Raw genomic sequence first — 14031 nt, forward strand, 5'->3', positions numbered from 1 at the left:
ACGCTGGCCCCCGTGCCCCGCTTCAGCGTCATCGTCCCCGTGTACCAGGTCCAGGACTACCTCGCCGAGTGCCTCGAATCGGTCCTCGGCCAGAGCGGGCCGGACTTCGAACTGATCGCGGTGGACGACCGCTCGCCGGACGGCTGCGGCGCGATGCTGGACGAGGCCGCGGCCGCCGACCCCCGGGTCCGGGTGCTGCACCTGCCGGAGAACGTCGGCCTCGGCCGGGCCCGCAACGCCGGCCTGGAGGTCGCCACCGGCGACTACGTGCTCTTCCTCGACAGCGACGACACCCTCACCCCCGGCCTGCTGGCCGCCGTCGAGGACCGCCTCGCCGCCACCGGCGACCCGGACGTCCTGGTCTACGACTACGCCCGCACCTACGCCGACGGCCGGATCACCCGCGCCGCCGCCGGCCACGTCTTCGGCGCCGACTCCCCGGACGTCTTCGACCTCGCCGCCCGCCCCGACCTGCTCGACCTGCTCCAGGTCGTCTGGAACAAGGCCTACCGCCGCGGGTTCGTCACCGAGCAGCGGCTGGAGTTCCCGGCCGGCTACTACGAGGACACCCCCTGGACGTACCCGGCGCTGCTTGCCGCCACCAGCATCACCCTGCTCGACCGGGTCGGCGTGCACTACCGCCAGCGCCAGGAGGGCGGCAACATCCTGGCCACCGCCAGCCGCAAGCACTTCGACGTCTTCGCCCAGTACGACCTGGTCTTCGCCTTCCTGGACCGCCGCCCCGACCTGGACCGGTGGCGCCCGGTGGTCTTCGGGAAGATGCTCAACCACCTCAACACCGTGGTCGCCAAGCCCGGCCGGATCCCGCCCGGCGACCGCCGCGAGTACTTCCGCCGCTCCGCCGCGCACTGCGCCCGGCTGCGCCCGGCCGGCTACCGCCCGCCGCCCGGCGTGGACGGCGTGCGCACCGAACTGCTCGGCCACGGGCGGTACGCCGCCTACCAGGCCGTCCGCGCCCTGGCGAAGGCCCGTCGGCTCGTCAACAGCTGATCCGGCGTCGGCCCGGATCCCCGGCACCGGCCCGCGCCTGACGGCCGTTCGGGGGACGGGCCGGTATAACCGGTCGGGTGGACTTCCTGACCCGCCTTCCGGTCCTGGGCCCGCTCGTGGCCCGGGTGCTGCGCAGCCGCCCCTACCGGGTGTACGAGTACTTCTCCGCCGCCCGGGGCAACCGGCTGGCCGGAGCCGTCACCTTCTTCGGCTTCCTCGCCCTGTTCCCCCTGCTCACGGTCGGCCTGGCGATCGCCGTCGCCACGCTGAACGGCAGCCAGGTGGACGACCTCCAGCACCACATCTCCGACCAGCTTCCGGGCCTGTCGGACTCGCTCAACCTGCCGTCCCTGGTGGCGAACGCGGGCACCCTCGGGCTGGTCAGCGGCGCCCTGCTGCTGGTCTCCGGCCTCGGCTGGGTGGACACCATGCGCACCTCGATCAGAGACCTCTGGCAGCTGCCCGAGGAGGACGGCAACCCGGTGCTGCGCAAGGCCTGGGACGTCCTGGTGCTGGCCGGCCTCGGCCTGGTGTCGCTGTTCTCGCTGGCCGCCTCCGCCGCCGGCACCACGCTCGCCGGGCGGATCGCCGACGCGATCGGCCTGGGCAGCGGCTACCTGCTGACCGGGGTCGGCGTGCTGATCGCCATAGCGTGCGACATGCTGCTCTTCGCCTACCTGCTGGCGCCCTTCCCCGGGATCACCGACCAGCGCCGCCGCGACCTGCTGACCGGAGCCCTGATCGGCGCGGTCGGCTTCGAACTGCTGAAACTGCTGCTCTCCTCCTACCTCGGCTCGGTCGCCGGGCGGAGCCTGTACGGGGCCTTCGCCACTCCGGTGGCGCTGCTGCTGTGGATCAACTTCGTGAGCCGGCTGCTGATGTACTGCGTGGCCTGGACGGCCACCGCCGACCCGGCGGCGGCCCGGGAGCGGACCAGGGAGCACGGCCGGGCGCTGCTGGCCGCGGCCGACGAGGCCGAGGCGAAGGACACCACGCCCACGGCGACGCCCCGGCCCCGGAGCTGAGGCCGGGACCGGGGCGTCGGAGCGCGGATCAGCCGCCGGCGCGGCCCGCCGTCCGGCGCCGGACGGCCAGCACGGCGCCCGCCGCCACCACGGCCCCGACCAGCACGGCCGTCCAGCCGCCCGCGCCGAGCCCGCCGTCCCCGGCCGGTCCGGCGGCGGCCCGGTCCCCGGTGGGGGAGGGGTGCGGCGGCGGCGCGGGGGCGCCGGCGGTGCCGCCCGCCTGACCGGTCGGCTCCTCGCCGCCGGCCTGCTTCTCGTCGACCAGCCGGCCGACCGGCTGCACCTTGCCCGCCGCGGCGAAGCCCCAGTCCAGCAGCTCGGCCGTCTCGTCGTACACCTTCTGGTAGCTGGCCGGGTGCATCACCGTCACCAGCAGCGTCCGCCCGTTCCGCTCGGCCGCGCCGACGAAGGTCGAACCGGCGTTGGTGGTGGTGCCGTTCTTCACCCCGATCAGGCCGGGGTACTTGCCCAGCAGCCGGTCGGTGTTGGCGATCCCGAAGCTGCCGCGCTGGCCGGTGTTCTTGTCGACGGCGCCCGGGAACATCGCGTCCCGGGTCGCGCAGTACCCGCGGAAGTCCGGGTTGCGCAGGCCGGACCTCGCGAACAGCGACAGGTCGTAGGCCGAGGACATCTGGCCGTCCATGTCGTAGCCGTCCGGGGAGATCACCGTGGTGTCCCGGGCCTGGAGGGCTTCGGCCCGGGCCTGCATCTCGTTCACGGTCGGCTGGATGCCGCCGTTCATGTGCGCCAGGACGTGCACGGCGTCGTTGCCCGAGCTCAGGAACACCCCGCGCCACAGGTCCTCGACCCGGTAGTCCAGGTTCTCCTTGATGCCGACCAGGCTGCTGCCGGCACCGATGTTCTGGATCTCCTCGTCGGCGACCCGGTGCACCGCGTTGCGGTCGAACTTGGGCAGCACGGTGTCCGCGAAGAGGATCTTCAAGGTGCTCGCCGGGGGCAGCCTGAGGTGCGGGTTGTAGGCCGCCAGCACGTCCCCCGACGTGGCGTCGGAGACTATCCAGGACTGACCGGTGAGGTCCGTCGGCAGCGCCGGCGCCCCCGCCGGCGGATTGACCTGGACCCCGGGGAGCCCCAGCCGCTCACCGCCGATCGCGGTCGACGGGGGCGGCGCCTGCGGAGCCGCGACCGCCGCGGGCGCGGCGAGCAGGACCGGGAGGGCCGCGGTGACCGCGGCGCACAACTGCGCGAAGGTGTGACGGGGTGTGGGCACCAGCTGACCGTACCCATTGCGGAGCCCGGCCGGCCGCCACACCGGACGGCTCCTCCGCAGGAGGGGCCCGCCCTACGCCGATCGGCGGCCCGCGCATACTGGGGAGGCACCCCGCCGCCACCGCACCCCCGCCGAGGACCACCCCATGAAGCTCAGCCGCCGCACCTCCTGGTTCCTGACCGCCTTCGGCGTCTGGTCGATGATCATCTGGACCACCTTCGTCAAGAACCTCTGGAAGGACTCCGGCAACCAGGCCTTCGTGAACGGCGACCACTCCCAGCCCACCGCCTTCTTCTGGATCCACCTGCTCCTCGCCGTCACCTCCTTCCTCCTCGGCATCGCCGTCGGCACCGTCGGCCTCCGCGGCCTCCGCGCCACCCGCCGCACTCCGGTCACGGACTGACCTCCTAATCCCCGTTGCCGCTGTCAGTGCCCGCTGGCAGGATCTTCACCGTTCTTGCGCGCGTACCGGACGCGCCGAACACAAGGGGTGGGGAACCTCCATGACACTTGCCTCCCTGACCGTCTACCGGAACTGGGACCACGGAGGCATGACCAAGGGCTTCGACCGTTCGGGCGACCGCGTGTGCGGCGACCCGTTCGAGCCGCAGCCCTGTCCGGCCGGTTTCGCCGGCGACTGGTCCAAGACCGACCAGATCGTCGCCTTCGGCCCGCTGAACTGATCCGACGACGACGAAGGCCCCCGTCCGGTCGAAAGGATCGGACGGGGGCCTTCGCCCTTGCTCAGGCGGGGATCAGAAGCGGCGGGTGACCAGCGCCCGCTTCACTTCCTGGATCGCCTTGGTGACCTCGATGCCACGCGGGCAGGCCTCGGAGCAGTTGAAGGTGGTGCGGCAACGCCACACGCCCTCACGGTCGTTGAGGATCTCCAGGCGCTGCTCGGCACCCTCGTCGCGCGAGTCGAAGATGAAGCGGTGCGCGTTGACGATGGCGGCCGGGCCGAAGTACTGGCCGTCGTTCCAGAACACCGGGCAGGACGACGTGCACGCGGCGCACAGGATGCACTTGGTGGTGTCGTCGAAGCGCTCGCGGTCCTCGGCGGACTGCAGGCGCTCGCGGGTCGGGTCGTTCCCCTTGGTGATGAGGAACGGCATGACGTCCTTGTACGCCTGGAAGAACGGGTCCATGTCCACGACCAGGTCCTTGAGGACCGTCAGGCCCTTGATGGCCTCGATCGTGATCGGCTTCTCCGGGTTGACGTCCTTGATCAGGGTCTTGCACGCCAGCCGGTTGCGGCCGTTGATCCGCATGGCGTCGGAGCCGCAGATGCCGTGCGCGCAGGAACGGCGGTAGGTGAGGGTGCCGTCCTGCTCCCACTTGATCTTGTTGAGCGCGTCCAGGACGCGCTCCTTCGGGTCCATGGTCAGCTGGTAGTCGACCCACACCGGGTCCGGGTGCTCCTCCGGGTTGAACCGGCGGATCCGGAAGGTGACGGTGACCAGCTGTACGCCACCGGCCTCGACCGCGTCCAGAGCGGCCGAGTGCTCCACAGTCGGAGTGCTCATCAGTACTTACGCTCCATCGGCTGGTAGCGGGTCGTGACGACCGGCTTGTAGTCGAGGCGGATGGAGGTGCTGCCGTCGGCGGCGACCTCCTGGTACGCCATGGTGTGCTGCATGAACTTCACGTCGTCACGGGTCGGGAAGTCCTCGCGGTAGTGGCCGCCGCGGGACTCCTCGCGGGCCAGCGCGGAGACGGCCAGCACCTCGGCCAGGTCGAGCAGGTTGCCCAGCTCGATGGCCTCCAGGAGGTCCGTGTTGTAGCGGAAGCCCTTGTCCTGGATGGAGACGTGCTTGTAGCGCTCCCGCAGGGCGGCGATGTCCTCGACGGCCTGCTTGAGGGTGGCGCCGGTGCGGTACACCATCGCGTTGGCGTCCATGGTCTCCTGCAGCTCCTTGCGGATCTGCGCCACGGACTCGGTGCCGGTCGACTCGCGGAGCTTGTCGACCATGCCCTGGACCAGCGTCTCCGGGTCCTCCGGGAGCGGGACGAACTCGTTCGCGTTGGCGTAGTCGGCGGCGGCGATGCCCGCGCGACGGCCGAACACGTTGATGTCCAGCAGCGAGTTGGTGCCGAGGCGGTTGGCGCCGTGCACGGACACGCAGGCGACCTCGCCGGCCGCGTACAGGCCCGGGACGACGTCGGTGTTGTTGCGCAGGACCTCACCCTCGACGTTGGTCGGGATGCCGCCCATGGCGTAGTGCGCGGTGGGCTGGATCGGGATCGGGTCCGTGTAGGGCTCGATGCCGAGGTAGGTGCGCGCGAACTCGGTGATGTCCGGGAGCTTGGCGTCCAGCTGCTCCGGCGGCAGGTGGGTGAGGTCCAGGTAGACGTGGTCGCCGTCCGGACCGCAGCCGCGGCCTTCGCGGATCTCGGTGTAGATCGCGCGGGAGCAGACGTCACGGGACGCGAGGTCCTTCATGACGGGGGCGTAGCGCTCCATGAAGCGCTCGCCGTCCTTGTTGCGCAGGATGCCGCCCTCGCCGCGGGCGCCCTCGGTGAGCAGGATGCCCATGCGCCAGATGCCCGTCGGGTGGAACTGGAAGAACTCCATGTCCTCCAGCGGGAGGCCGCGGCGGTAGGCCACGGCCTGGCCGTCACCGGTGAGGGTGTGGGCGTTGGAGGAGACCTTGAAGAACTTGCCGGTGCCGCCGGAGGCGAACACGACCGACTTGGCCTGGAAGACGTGGATCTCGCCGGTGGCCAGCTCGTAGGCGACGACGCCGGCCGTCTTGCCCTCGTTGAGCAGCAGGTCGAGGACGTAGAACTCGTTGAAGAACTCGACCCCGTGCTTGACGCAGTTCTGGAACAGCGTCTGGAGGATCATGTGGCCGGTGCGGTCGGCCGCGTAGCACGAGCGGCGGACCGGGGCCTCGCCGTGGTTGCGGGAGTGACCGCCGAAGCGGCGCTGGTCGATCCGGCCCTGCTCGGTGCGGGAGAAGGGGAGGCCCATCTTCTCCAGGTCGAGGACGGCGTCGATGGCCTCCTTGCACATGATCTCGGCGGCGTCCTGGTCGACCAGGTAGTCACCGCCCTTGACCGTGTCGAAGGTGTGCCACTCCCAGTTGTCCTCCTCGACGTTGGCCAGGGCGGCGCACATGCCGCCCTGGGCCGCGCCGGTGTGGGACCGGGTCGGGTAGAGCTTGGTCAGGACGGCGGTGCGGCTGCGCTGCGTCGACTCGATGGCCGCGCGCATGCCGGCGCCGCCGGCGCCGACGATGACGGTGTCGTACTGGTGAATCTGCATGGGGGGTTAACTCGCCTCTGGCCTCTGCCGATGGTCGATGGTGCTCGCGGCTCAGATGTTGGGGTCGAAGGTGAAGATCACCAGGGTGCCGAGCAGCACGGTGAAGACCGTGGCGGTACCCATGAGCCCCTTGAGCCAGAGCCGGGTCGAGTCCTTCTCGGCGTAGTCGTTGATGACCTGACGCATGCCGTTGGCGCCGTGCAGCATGGCGAGCCAGAGCATCAGGAGGTCCCAGCCCTGCCAGAACGGCGAGGCCCAGCGACCGGCGACGAAGGCGAACCCGATCTTGGAGACGCCACCGTCCAGGATCAGCATGATCAGCAGGTGGCCGAGGATCAGCACGACCAGGACGACACCGGACAGGCGCATGAAGAGCCAGGCCAGCATCTCGAAGTTGGTGCGGGTGCGGCGCGGGGTCTTCGCGGTCCGCTTGCGCGGCGGCTCGATGACGAAGGCGTCGGCGGGGTTGCCGGTGCCGAGGCCCTTGCCGGTGTGCGCCTGCTTGGAGGGGACGACGATCGCGTCGGAGTAGTCCGTGGACATCAGTCAGCTCACTTCCCGAACCAGGAGATCAGCGTGTGCTGCAGGATGCCGTAGAAGGAGCCGGCCATCAGGACGACCCAGACCCCGACGACGGTCCACAGCATCTGCTTCTGGTACTTCGGGCCCTTGGACCAGAAGTCCACCGCGACGACGCGCAGGCCGTTGAGCGCGTGGAACAGGATGGCGGCCACCAGGCCGTACTCCATCAGGTTCACGAGCGGAGTCTTGTACGTCTGAATGACGGTGTCGTAGGACTCCGGCGACACTCGCACGAGGGCGGTGTCCAGGACGTGGGCGAACAGGAAGAAGAAGATGAGGACGCCGGTGACTCGATGAGCCACCCAGCTCCACATGCCTTCCCGGCCGCGGTACAGCGTTCCAGCCGGCACGGAAAAACCCTCCGGAAGCGATTGGGGGCTCGGCCGGCTTCGGTGTCGGTCAGCCCGGCCGGGTACGGTCCACCGGCCGCCAGCATCCTATCGACGCCTCGTCGGGAACCGCCCCCGGGGTACCCAGGTGTGATCAATCAGGCACTTCTGGCCTAGTGCGGCGGGAACCGGGGCCGCTTTGGTCACGCTGGGTGATTGCTTTCGGGCTTCGCGGTGACGGGCGGCGATCGGATTCACCCGGGGGGATGAATCGGGTCCGGCCGCACCGCCCCGGCGCGCCGGGGTGGCGCGCCGAGGTGGCGGGGGCTCAGCGCGCTCCGGCCTCGGAGTGGGTGGCGACCAGGTGCTCCAGCCGGGTGAGGGCGATCCGTCGGAGCTCGTCCGCCGCGGTCAGCCGCTCCTCGTCCGGGTCGTTGGCCAGCCGGGTCCGGATGGAGGAGAGCACGGCGTCGAGCATCTCCTCCGGGGCGACGCCGTCCAGGCAGACCACGAAGACGTGGCCGAACCGGGCCTCGTAGGCGGCGTGGGCGGCCCGCAGCGCGGTGTGCGCGGCCTGGCTGCCGGGTGCGCGCATGCCGAGCAGCGGCTGCGGCATCCAGCTCTCGTCGGCCAGGGCCTCGGCGAGGTCCGCCGGGCGCAGGTCGTAGGAGGCCTCGCTGGCGGCGGCCAGCAGGGACTCTATGTCGGGGTAGGGGCGGTGGGCGGTGAGCCGCAGGGCCCAGCGGTGACTGCCGCAGCAGGCCAGGAGGGCCTCCTCGGCGGCGCCGGCGTCCGCTTCGTTGAAGCGGTGCAGGCCGAGGAGGGTCGGCTCGCTGCTGGCGTCGGGCCGCTGTGACGGGATGTCGCTGGCCAGCGGGTCCTCCTCGTGAGGGCGGGAAGCGGCTGGTGTGGGGTGGTGGAGCAGGTGAAGTATGGGGCTGCGGAGGGGGCGCGCGGCGCCGTTCTGGCAGCGCCTCAAAGGTAGTTGAGCGCTCATCAGTTGGGGAGGGCGCGCGCGGAATTCATCCGGACGAGCTATCAAGTTGTGACGTTGACACCTTCGCGTCAGCGCCCTCCCCGTACGGATCTGCTAGCGGCTCAGCCGCAGCGGGTGCCCTCGGCCGGCATGGTGCCGTCGGTCAGGTAGGCGGCCATGGCGAGGTCGGTGCAGGCGCTGCCCTTGCCGAAGGCGCCGTGGCCCTCGCCCACCCGGGTGAGCAGGGTGGCCTTGGCGAAGCCCTGGGCCAGCTTCTCGGCGGAGGAGTACGGGGTGGCCGGGTCCCCGGTGGTGCCGACCACCAGGATCGGGGCGGCGCCCTCGGCGCGGATGGTGTGCGGCTTCTCCTGGGTCTTGAACGGCCAGTAGGCGCAGCCGGGCTCGGCGTAGTCGTCCACCGTGACGCCCTTGGAGAGCAGCGGGGCCTCGGTCCGCAGCCGTTCGACGGCCTGCCGGGCGTGCTCGGGGGTCGGCGCGGGGCGGGCCGCGTCGGCGCAGCTGATCGCGCTGTTGGCCTCGTCCATCGGGCTGTAGTGGCCGTCCTGGTCGCGGCCGTTGTAGTCGTCGGCGAAGGCCATCAGGTAGTCGCCCTTGTCGCGCTTCATCGCCCAGCCGAGGCTGGCCCGCAGGTACTGCCAGGAGGTCTTCTCGTCGCCGTACAGCAGCGAGATGACGCCGGTCCAGGCCATGTCGCGGCCGAGCTTGCGGCCGTCCTTGGTGGTCAGCGGGTGGTCGTGGAGGCCGTCCAGGAAGTCGGCGGCCTTCTTGGCGGCCTTGGTCCGGTCCGTGCCGAGCGGGCACTCGTCGGGGTGGTTGTCCACGCAGTCGGCGGCGAAGCGCTCGAAGGACTTCTCGAAGCCGACCTGCTGGTCGACGCCGTGGTCCAGGGTGTCCTGGGCCGGGTCGACGGCGCCGTCCAGGATCAGCCGGCCGGTGTTCTGCGGGAACTCCTCGGCGTACAGGGCGCCGAGGTAGGTGCCGTAGGAGATGCCGAGGTAGTTGAGCTTCCGGTCGCCGACGGCGGCGCGCAGCACGTCCAGGTCGCGGGCGGTGTTGCGGGTGCCGACGAAGGGCAGCAGCTTGCCGGACTTGGCCTGGCAGGCGGCGGCGTGGTCGGTGGACTGCTTGACGTGGGCGGCCTTGCGCGCGGCGGGGTCGTCCGGCGCGTCCTCCTGGTTGGCGGCGTCGAGCTGCTTGTCGTCGTAGCAGACCACGGGCGCGCTGTCGCCGGTGCCGCGCGGGTCGAAGCCGATCACGTCGAAGCGGTTGTGCAGGGTGCCGTCGAAGTCCTTGGCGCCGTACTTGACCATCTCGACGCCGGAGGCGCCGGGGCCGCCGGGGTTGACCATCAGCGAGCCGATCCGCGTGCCCCGGTCGGCCGCCGTGTACTTGATCAGGGCGAGGTCGATCGCGTCGGTGGCGGGGTTCGCGTAGTCGAGCGGGACGTGCAGCTTGCCGCACTGCATGCCGGAGGTGTCGATCTTCGCCTTTTCGGCCTTGGGGTCGGCCGGGCAGTCCGCCCAGGTGATCTGCTGGCCGTAGAAGGCCTTGAGGGCCGGGTCGGCCTCGCCCTTGGGCCCGGCGGTGGGCGTCGGGGTGGCCGTCGGGCTGCCGGCGGCGGGCGCGGTGGTGCCGGAGGCCTTGTCCTGGGCCGTCGTCACGGAGTCGTTGCAGGCGGCGGTGAGCAGGAGGGTGCCGGCTGCCAAGGCGGTCAGCAGCACCCGTGGGCGGGCGGCCCGGAAGATCGTCATCGCACGTGTGTACCACTCGTGTACGACACGTGTTCGATCGGGGGTGTCGTCGGGCCGCCCGCCGGGAAGGGCCGGTCAGCCGCGGTGGACCTTGTGGTTGGCGGCCTGCGCCCGCGGGCGGACCACCAGCAGGTCGATGTTGACGTGCGAGGGCCGGGTGACCGCCCAGGCGACGGTGTCCGCGATGTCCTCCGAGGTCAGCGGCTCGGCCACGCCCGCGTACACGGCGGCGGCCTTCTCCTCGTCACCGCGGAAGCGGGTGACGGCGAAGCCCTCGGACTTCACCATCCCGGGCGCGATCTCGATCACCCGGATCGGCTCCCCGCACAGCTCCAGCCGCAGCGTCGCCGCGATGGTGTGGGCGGCGTGCTTGGCCGCGACGTACCCGCCGCCGCCCTCGTACGTGGCCAGCGCGGCGGTCGAGGAGAGCACCAGCACGGTGCCGTCACCGGTGGCGCGCAGGGCGGGCAGCAGCGCCTGGGTCACGTGCAGCACCCCGAGCACGTTCACCTCGTACATGGCCCGCCAGTCGGCCGGGTCGCCGTGCTCGACGGTCTCCGCGCCGATCGCGCCGCCCGCGTTGTTCACCAGGACGTCGACCCGGCCGACCTCGGCCGCGAAGGCGTCCACGGCGGCCCGGTCGGTGACGTCCAGCGTGACCGCCCTGGCCGAGCCGCCCCGCTCGGCGATCTCCTTGGCCAGCGCCTCGATCCGCTCGGTCCGGCGCGCGGTCAGCACCACCTCGAAGCCCTCGGCGGCCAGCCGGCGGGCGGTCGCCGCGCCGATTCCGCTGCTGGCACCGGTGACCACGGCCACCTTCTGCTCGGTCATTGCCACTCCCTGGGGCTCATCCGGTCGTTCGTCCGATCATCTCAACCGGGTGCGCGGAGCGAGCGCTCCGGTCCGGCCGTCACCCGGGCGCCGGGCGCGCCGCGGGGGGACGGCCACCGAACGGGCCTGCTGAGCGGCCGTCAGGGGGCCCGGCCGTCAAGCCGGTGGCGGCCGTGACCACCGGCCAGGGTGATCGTTGCACAGGGCAAGCAACCCGGGGAAGGCGGCTGAAACGAGATGTCATACCCACCTGTCAGGCCGGTATGCACCCATCCGGGGACTAGTTTTCCGGAAGTCGGGCCAAATCCCCCCAACGGGCCTACTCTTGGGGAGATGAACCGTCCTGAGCCCGCTCAGCCGGGCGCCACTCTCGCCACCGCACGCCCCGCCGCCGAACTGCGCGCCCGGGTCCGGAGGCTGGAGCCCGAGCTGATCGCCTTCCGCCGTGATCTGCACCGGCACCCGGAGCTGGGCCGCCAGGAGTTCCGCACCACCAACCTGCTGCGCGACCGGCTGGTCGCGGCGGGCCTGGAGCCGCGGGTGCTGCCCGGCGGCACCGGGCTGCTGGTCGACCTCGTCCCGGCCGGCACCGCGCCGGGCACCGAGTTCCTGGCCTTCCGCGCCGACATCGACGCGCTGCCCATCGACGACGCCAAGACCGACGTGCCCTACCGCTCGACCTTCCCCGGCCGGGCCCACGCCTGCGGCCACGACGTGCACACCTCGGTGGTGCTCGGCACCGGCCTGGTGCTGGCCGGGGCATTGCGCTCCGGCGAGCTGCGCCGCCCCGTCCGGCTGGTGTTCCAGCCGGCCGAGGAGGTCATGCCCGGCGGGGCGCTGGACGTCATCAACGCGGGCGGGATGGACGGCGTCGGCCGGATCTTCGCGGTGCACTGCGACCCCAAGGTGGAGGTGGGCCGGATCGCCCTGCGGGTCGGCGCGATCACCTCGGCCTGCGACCGCCTGGTGCTGCACCTGGACGGCCCCGGCGGGCACACCGCCCGCCCGCACCTGACCACGGACCTGGTGACCGCGATCGCCCGGATGGCCGCGGACCTGCCGGCCGCCCTGGCCCGCCGGATGGACCCGCGCTGGGGCGTCAGCCTGGTCTGGGGCCGGATCGCCTCCGGCTCCGCGGCCAACGTCATCCCGCAGCACGCCGAACTGGAGGGCACCGTCCGCTGCCTGGAGCTGGACGGCTGGCGCGAGGCGCCGGACCTGCTGCACGAGCTGATCGCCAAGCTCGCCGAGACCTACCGGGCCAAGTGGACGCTGGACTACCACCGCGGGGTGCCGCCGGTGGTCAACGAGGCGGTCTCGGTCGCGCGGCTGGAGGAGACGATGACCGCCCGGTTCGGCGGGGACGGCGCCGAGGTGGTGGAGGGCACCGAACAGAGCCTGGGCGGCGAGGACTTCTCCTGGTACCTGGAGCACGCCCCGGGCGCGCTGGCGCGGCTGGGCGTCCGGGCCCCCGGCGACACCACCGTCCGTGACCTGCACCAGGGCCGGTTCGACGTGGACGAGCGGGCGATCGGCGTGGGCGTGGAGCTGTTCTCGGCGCTGGCCCTGGAGGATGACCGGATCTGACCGTTCCGAGGGGGTTTGTGGGCGGCGCGTGAGCACGTTGTCGAGATCCGGGGTTTCGAAACGGTTCCGTAGACTGGGCCGGACCAAGTCTCGGATTCACCGTCCGCGCACGGGAAAAGGGCTCGGGGACGGCCGTCAGACCACGGTTTGATAACAACCCGAATGCTCCGGCAGCCCGTAACCCAACCGTGTTCTACGCGCGTTACGGTGGCGTCCGACCACGCTAATCGGGTGCGTGTGAGAAGGAGAAACTCCCTTGCGCCGTTCAATGAAGCTCGCCGCGGTTGTGCTCTCGGGTTCCCTGGGCATGGCCTCGCTCGCCGCTTGCGGCGCAAAGAGCAATGACACCAACGCCTCCTCCGGGTCGTCGTCCGACGCCCTCAAGGTCGGCATGGCCTACGACATCGGCGGCCGCGGTGACCAGTCCTTCAACGACTCCGCCGCGCGCGGTCTCGACAAGGCCAAGGCCGACCTGGGCGTCTCCGTGACCGAGGCCGAGGCCAAGTCGGGCGAGGCCGAGGCCGACAAGGAGACCCGCCTCAAGAACCTGGTCGACGCCGGCTACAAGACCATCATCGCGGTCGGCTTCGTCTACCAGCCGGCGGTCAACAAGGTCGCCAAGGACAACCCGAACGTCAAGTTCGCGATCATCGACTCGAACGACAAGGACCAGCCGTCCAACGTCACCTCGCTGCTCTTCGCCGAGCAGGAGGGTTCGTACCTCGCCGGCGTCGCCGCCGCGAACAAGTCGAAGGCCCACCACATCGGCTTCATCGGTGGTGTGCAGTCCGAGCTGATCAAGAAGTTCGAGGCCGGTTACAAGGCGGGTGCCAAGTCCGTCGACCCGAGCATCCAGGTCGAGACCACCTACCTGACCACGCCTCCGGACTTCACCGGCTTCAACTCGCCCGACAAGGGCAAGGAGGCCGCGCAGGGCCAGCTCGACAAGGGCGCGGACGTCATCTACTCCGCCGCCGGCTCCTCCGGCAACGGCTCCATCGAGGCCGTCGCCAACGCGGGCAAGTGGGCCATCGGCGTCGACTCCGACCAGGCCAACCAGCCGGCCCTGGCGAAGTTCAAGAACAGCATCCTGACCTCGATGGTCAAGAACGTCGACAACGCGGTGTACGCGTACATCGACTCGGTCAAGAAGGGCACGCCGTTCACCGGCATCAAGCTCTTCGACCTCAAGGCCAACGGTGTCTCGCTCGCCACCACCGGCGGCAAGATCGACGACATCCAGGACAAGCTCAAGGCCGCCAGCGACGCCATCACCAGCGGCGCGACCACCATCCCGACCGCGCCGACCTCCTGAGGACGGCGCGTCCCGGACGCGACCTGACGCTGCCGCCTGCCCGGTAGCGCGATGATCGACTCGATCAACGGGAGGGGCCCGGCAGGGTGCGTTCGACACGCACC

Annotated in this window: 14 protein-coding genes; 6 read left to right on the forward strand and 8 right to left on the reverse strand. The window is 71.0% G+C overall.

Annotated elements, in window-relative coordinates; all coding sequences use genetic code 11:
• Nucleotides 1-12 precede the first annotated feature (12 nt).
• Nucleotides 13-1011 carry a glycosyltransferase family 2 protein gene (locus ACZ58X_RS07295; protein WP_470332665.1) on the forward strand — a complete coding sequence of 333 codons (999 nt, stop codon included), beginning with the start codon at nt 13-15 and terminating at the stop codon, nt 1009-1011.
• Between the two features lie 77 nt (nt 1012-1088).
• Complete coding sequence (locus ACZ58X_RS07300; protein ID WP_470332666.1) at nt 1089-2036, forward strand: YihY/virulence factor BrkB family protein; 948 nt, start codon at nt 1089-1091, stop codon at nt 2034-2036.
• 28 nt (nt 2037-2064) lie between these two features.
• Here ACZ58X_RS07300 and ACZ58X_RS07305 read toward each other — a convergent pair whose 3' ends face one another.
• Nucleotides 2065-3267, reverse strand: coding sequence for a D-alanyl-D-alanine carboxypeptidase family protein (locus tag ACZ58X_RS07305; protein ID WP_470332667.1), 1203 nt, complete (start codon nt 3265-3267; stop codon nt 2065-2067).
• Between the two features lie 145 nt (nt 3268-3412).
• Between ACZ58X_RS07305 and ACZ58X_RS07310 the strand changes: the two genes are divergently transcribed.
• A complete protein-coding gene (locus ACZ58X_RS07310; protein ID WP_470332668.1) occupies nt 3413-3670 on the forward strand; it encodes an SCO4848 family membrane protein in 258 nt (85 codons plus the stop codon).
• Between the two features lie 100 nt (nt 3671-3770).
• Nucleotides 3771-3950, forward strand: a complete 180-nt coding sequence (locus ACZ58X_RS07315) for a hypothetical protein (RefSeq protein ID WP_470332669.1) — start codon at nt 3771-3773, stop codon at nt 3948-3950.
• 72 nt (nt 3951-4022) lie between these two features.
• On the opposite strand, the gene ACZ58X_RS07320 is transcribed toward ACZ58X_RS07315, so the two are convergent.
• The 7 genes from ACZ58X_RS07320 to ACZ58X_RS07350 form a co-directional block, all read right to left on the reverse strand.
• The gene (locus tag ACZ58X_RS07320; RefSeq protein WP_470332670.1) at nt 4023-4793 is read right to left on the reverse strand and encodes a succinate dehydrogenase iron-sulfur subunit; all 771 of its coding nucleotides are present in this window, start codon (nt 4791-4793) and stop codon (nt 4023-4025) included.
• The gene (sdhA, locus tag ACZ58X_RS07325) at nt 4793-6535 is read right to left on the reverse strand and encodes a succinate dehydrogenase flavoprotein subunit (RefSeq protein WP_380457953.1); all 1743 of its coding nucleotides are present in this window, start codon (nt 6533-6535) and stop codon (nt 4793-4795) included. Before sdhA ends, ACZ58X_RS07320 begins: the two co-directional genes overlap by 1 nt.
• A 51-nt stretch (nt 6536-6586) precedes the next feature.
• Entirely contained in the window at nt 6587-7078 is a 492-nt protein-coding gene (gene sdhD / locus ACZ58X_RS07330) for a succinate dehydrogenase, hydrophobic membrane anchor protein (protein ID WP_470332671.1), read from the reverse strand.
• 8 nt (nt 7079-7086) lie between these two features.
• Complete coding sequence (gene sdhC, locus ACZ58X_RS07335; RefSeq protein ID WP_033332398.1) at nt 7087-7467, reverse strand: succinate dehydrogenase, cytochrome b556 subunit; 381 nt, start codon at nt 7465-7467, stop codon at nt 7087-7089.
• Nucleotides 7468-7774: 307 nt separating this feature from the next.
• Nucleotides 7775-8425: a 2-oxo-4-hydroxy-4-carboxy-5-ureidoimidazoline decarboxylase gene (locus ACZ58X_RS07340; RefSeq protein ID WP_470332672.1), complete on the reverse strand. Its 651-nt coding sequence runs from the start codon at nt 8423-8425 to the stop codon at nt 7775-7777.
• A gap of 119 nt (nt 8426-8544) precedes the next feature.
• Entirely contained in the window at nt 8545-10194 is a 1650-nt protein-coding gene (locus ACZ58X_RS07345) for an alpha/beta hydrolase (protein WP_470332673.1), read from the reverse strand.
• Nucleotides 10195-10269: 75 nt separating this feature from the next.
• Nucleotides 10270-11025: an SDR family oxidoreductase gene (locus ACZ58X_RS07350; protein WP_470332674.1), complete on the reverse strand. Its 756-nt coding sequence runs from the start codon at nt 11023-11025 to the stop codon at nt 10270-10272.
• A 333-nt stretch (nt 11026-11358) separates the two neighbouring features.
• Between ACZ58X_RS07350 and ACZ58X_RS07355 the strand changes: the two genes are divergently transcribed.
• Complete coding sequence (locus ACZ58X_RS07355) at nt 11359-12612, forward strand: amidohydrolase (RefSeq protein ID WP_470332675.1); 1254 nt, start codon at nt 11359-11361, stop codon at nt 12610-12612.
• 256 nt (nt 12613-12868) lie between these two features.
• Nucleotides 12869-13927 (forward strand): BMP family lipoprotein, encoded by a 1059-nt coding sequence (locus ACZ58X_RS07360; RefSeq protein ID WP_470332676.1) that lies wholly within the window; start codon nt 12869-12871, stop codon nt 13925-13927.
• The last annotated feature ends 104 nt before the right edge of the window (nt 13928-14031 follow it).

Source organism: Kitasatospora sp. NPDC040550, from assembly GCF_055594965.1.

Bases quoted from the DNA above. Each gene is read 5' to 3' on its own strand.
- ACZ58X_RS07310 (WP_470332668.1), top strand. From the start codon at position 3,413: ATGAAGCTCAGCCGCCGCACCTCCTGGTTCCTGACCGCCTTCGGCGTC.
- ACZ58X_RS07315 (WP_470332669.1), top strand. From the start codon at position 3,771: ATGACACTTGCCTCCCTGACCGTCTACCGGAACTGGGACCACGGAGGC.
- ACZ58X_RS07320 (WP_470332670.1), bottom strand. From the start codon at position 4,793: ATGAGCACTCCGACTGTGGAGCACTCGGCCGCTCTGGACGCGGTCGAG.
- sdhA (WP_380457953.1), bottom strand. From the start codon at position 6,535: ATGCAGATTCACCAGTACGACACCGTCATCGTCGGCGCCGGCGGCGCC.
- sdhD (WP_470332671.1), bottom strand. From the start codon at position 7,078: ATGTCCACGGACTACTCCGACGCGATCGTCGTCCCCTCCAAGCAGGCG.
- ACZ58X_RS07345 (WP_470332673.1), bottom strand. From the start codon at position 10,194: ATGACGATCTTCCGGGCCGCCCGCCCACGGGTGCTGCTGACCGCCTTG.
- ACZ58X_RS07350 (WP_470332674.1), bottom strand. From the start codon at position 11,025: ATGACCGAGCAGAAGGTGGCCGTGGTCACCGGTGCCAGCAGCGGAATC.
- ACZ58X_RS07355 (WP_470332675.1), top strand. From the start codon at position 11,359: ATGAACCGTCCTGAGCCCGCTCAGCCGGGCGCCACTCTCGCCACCGCA.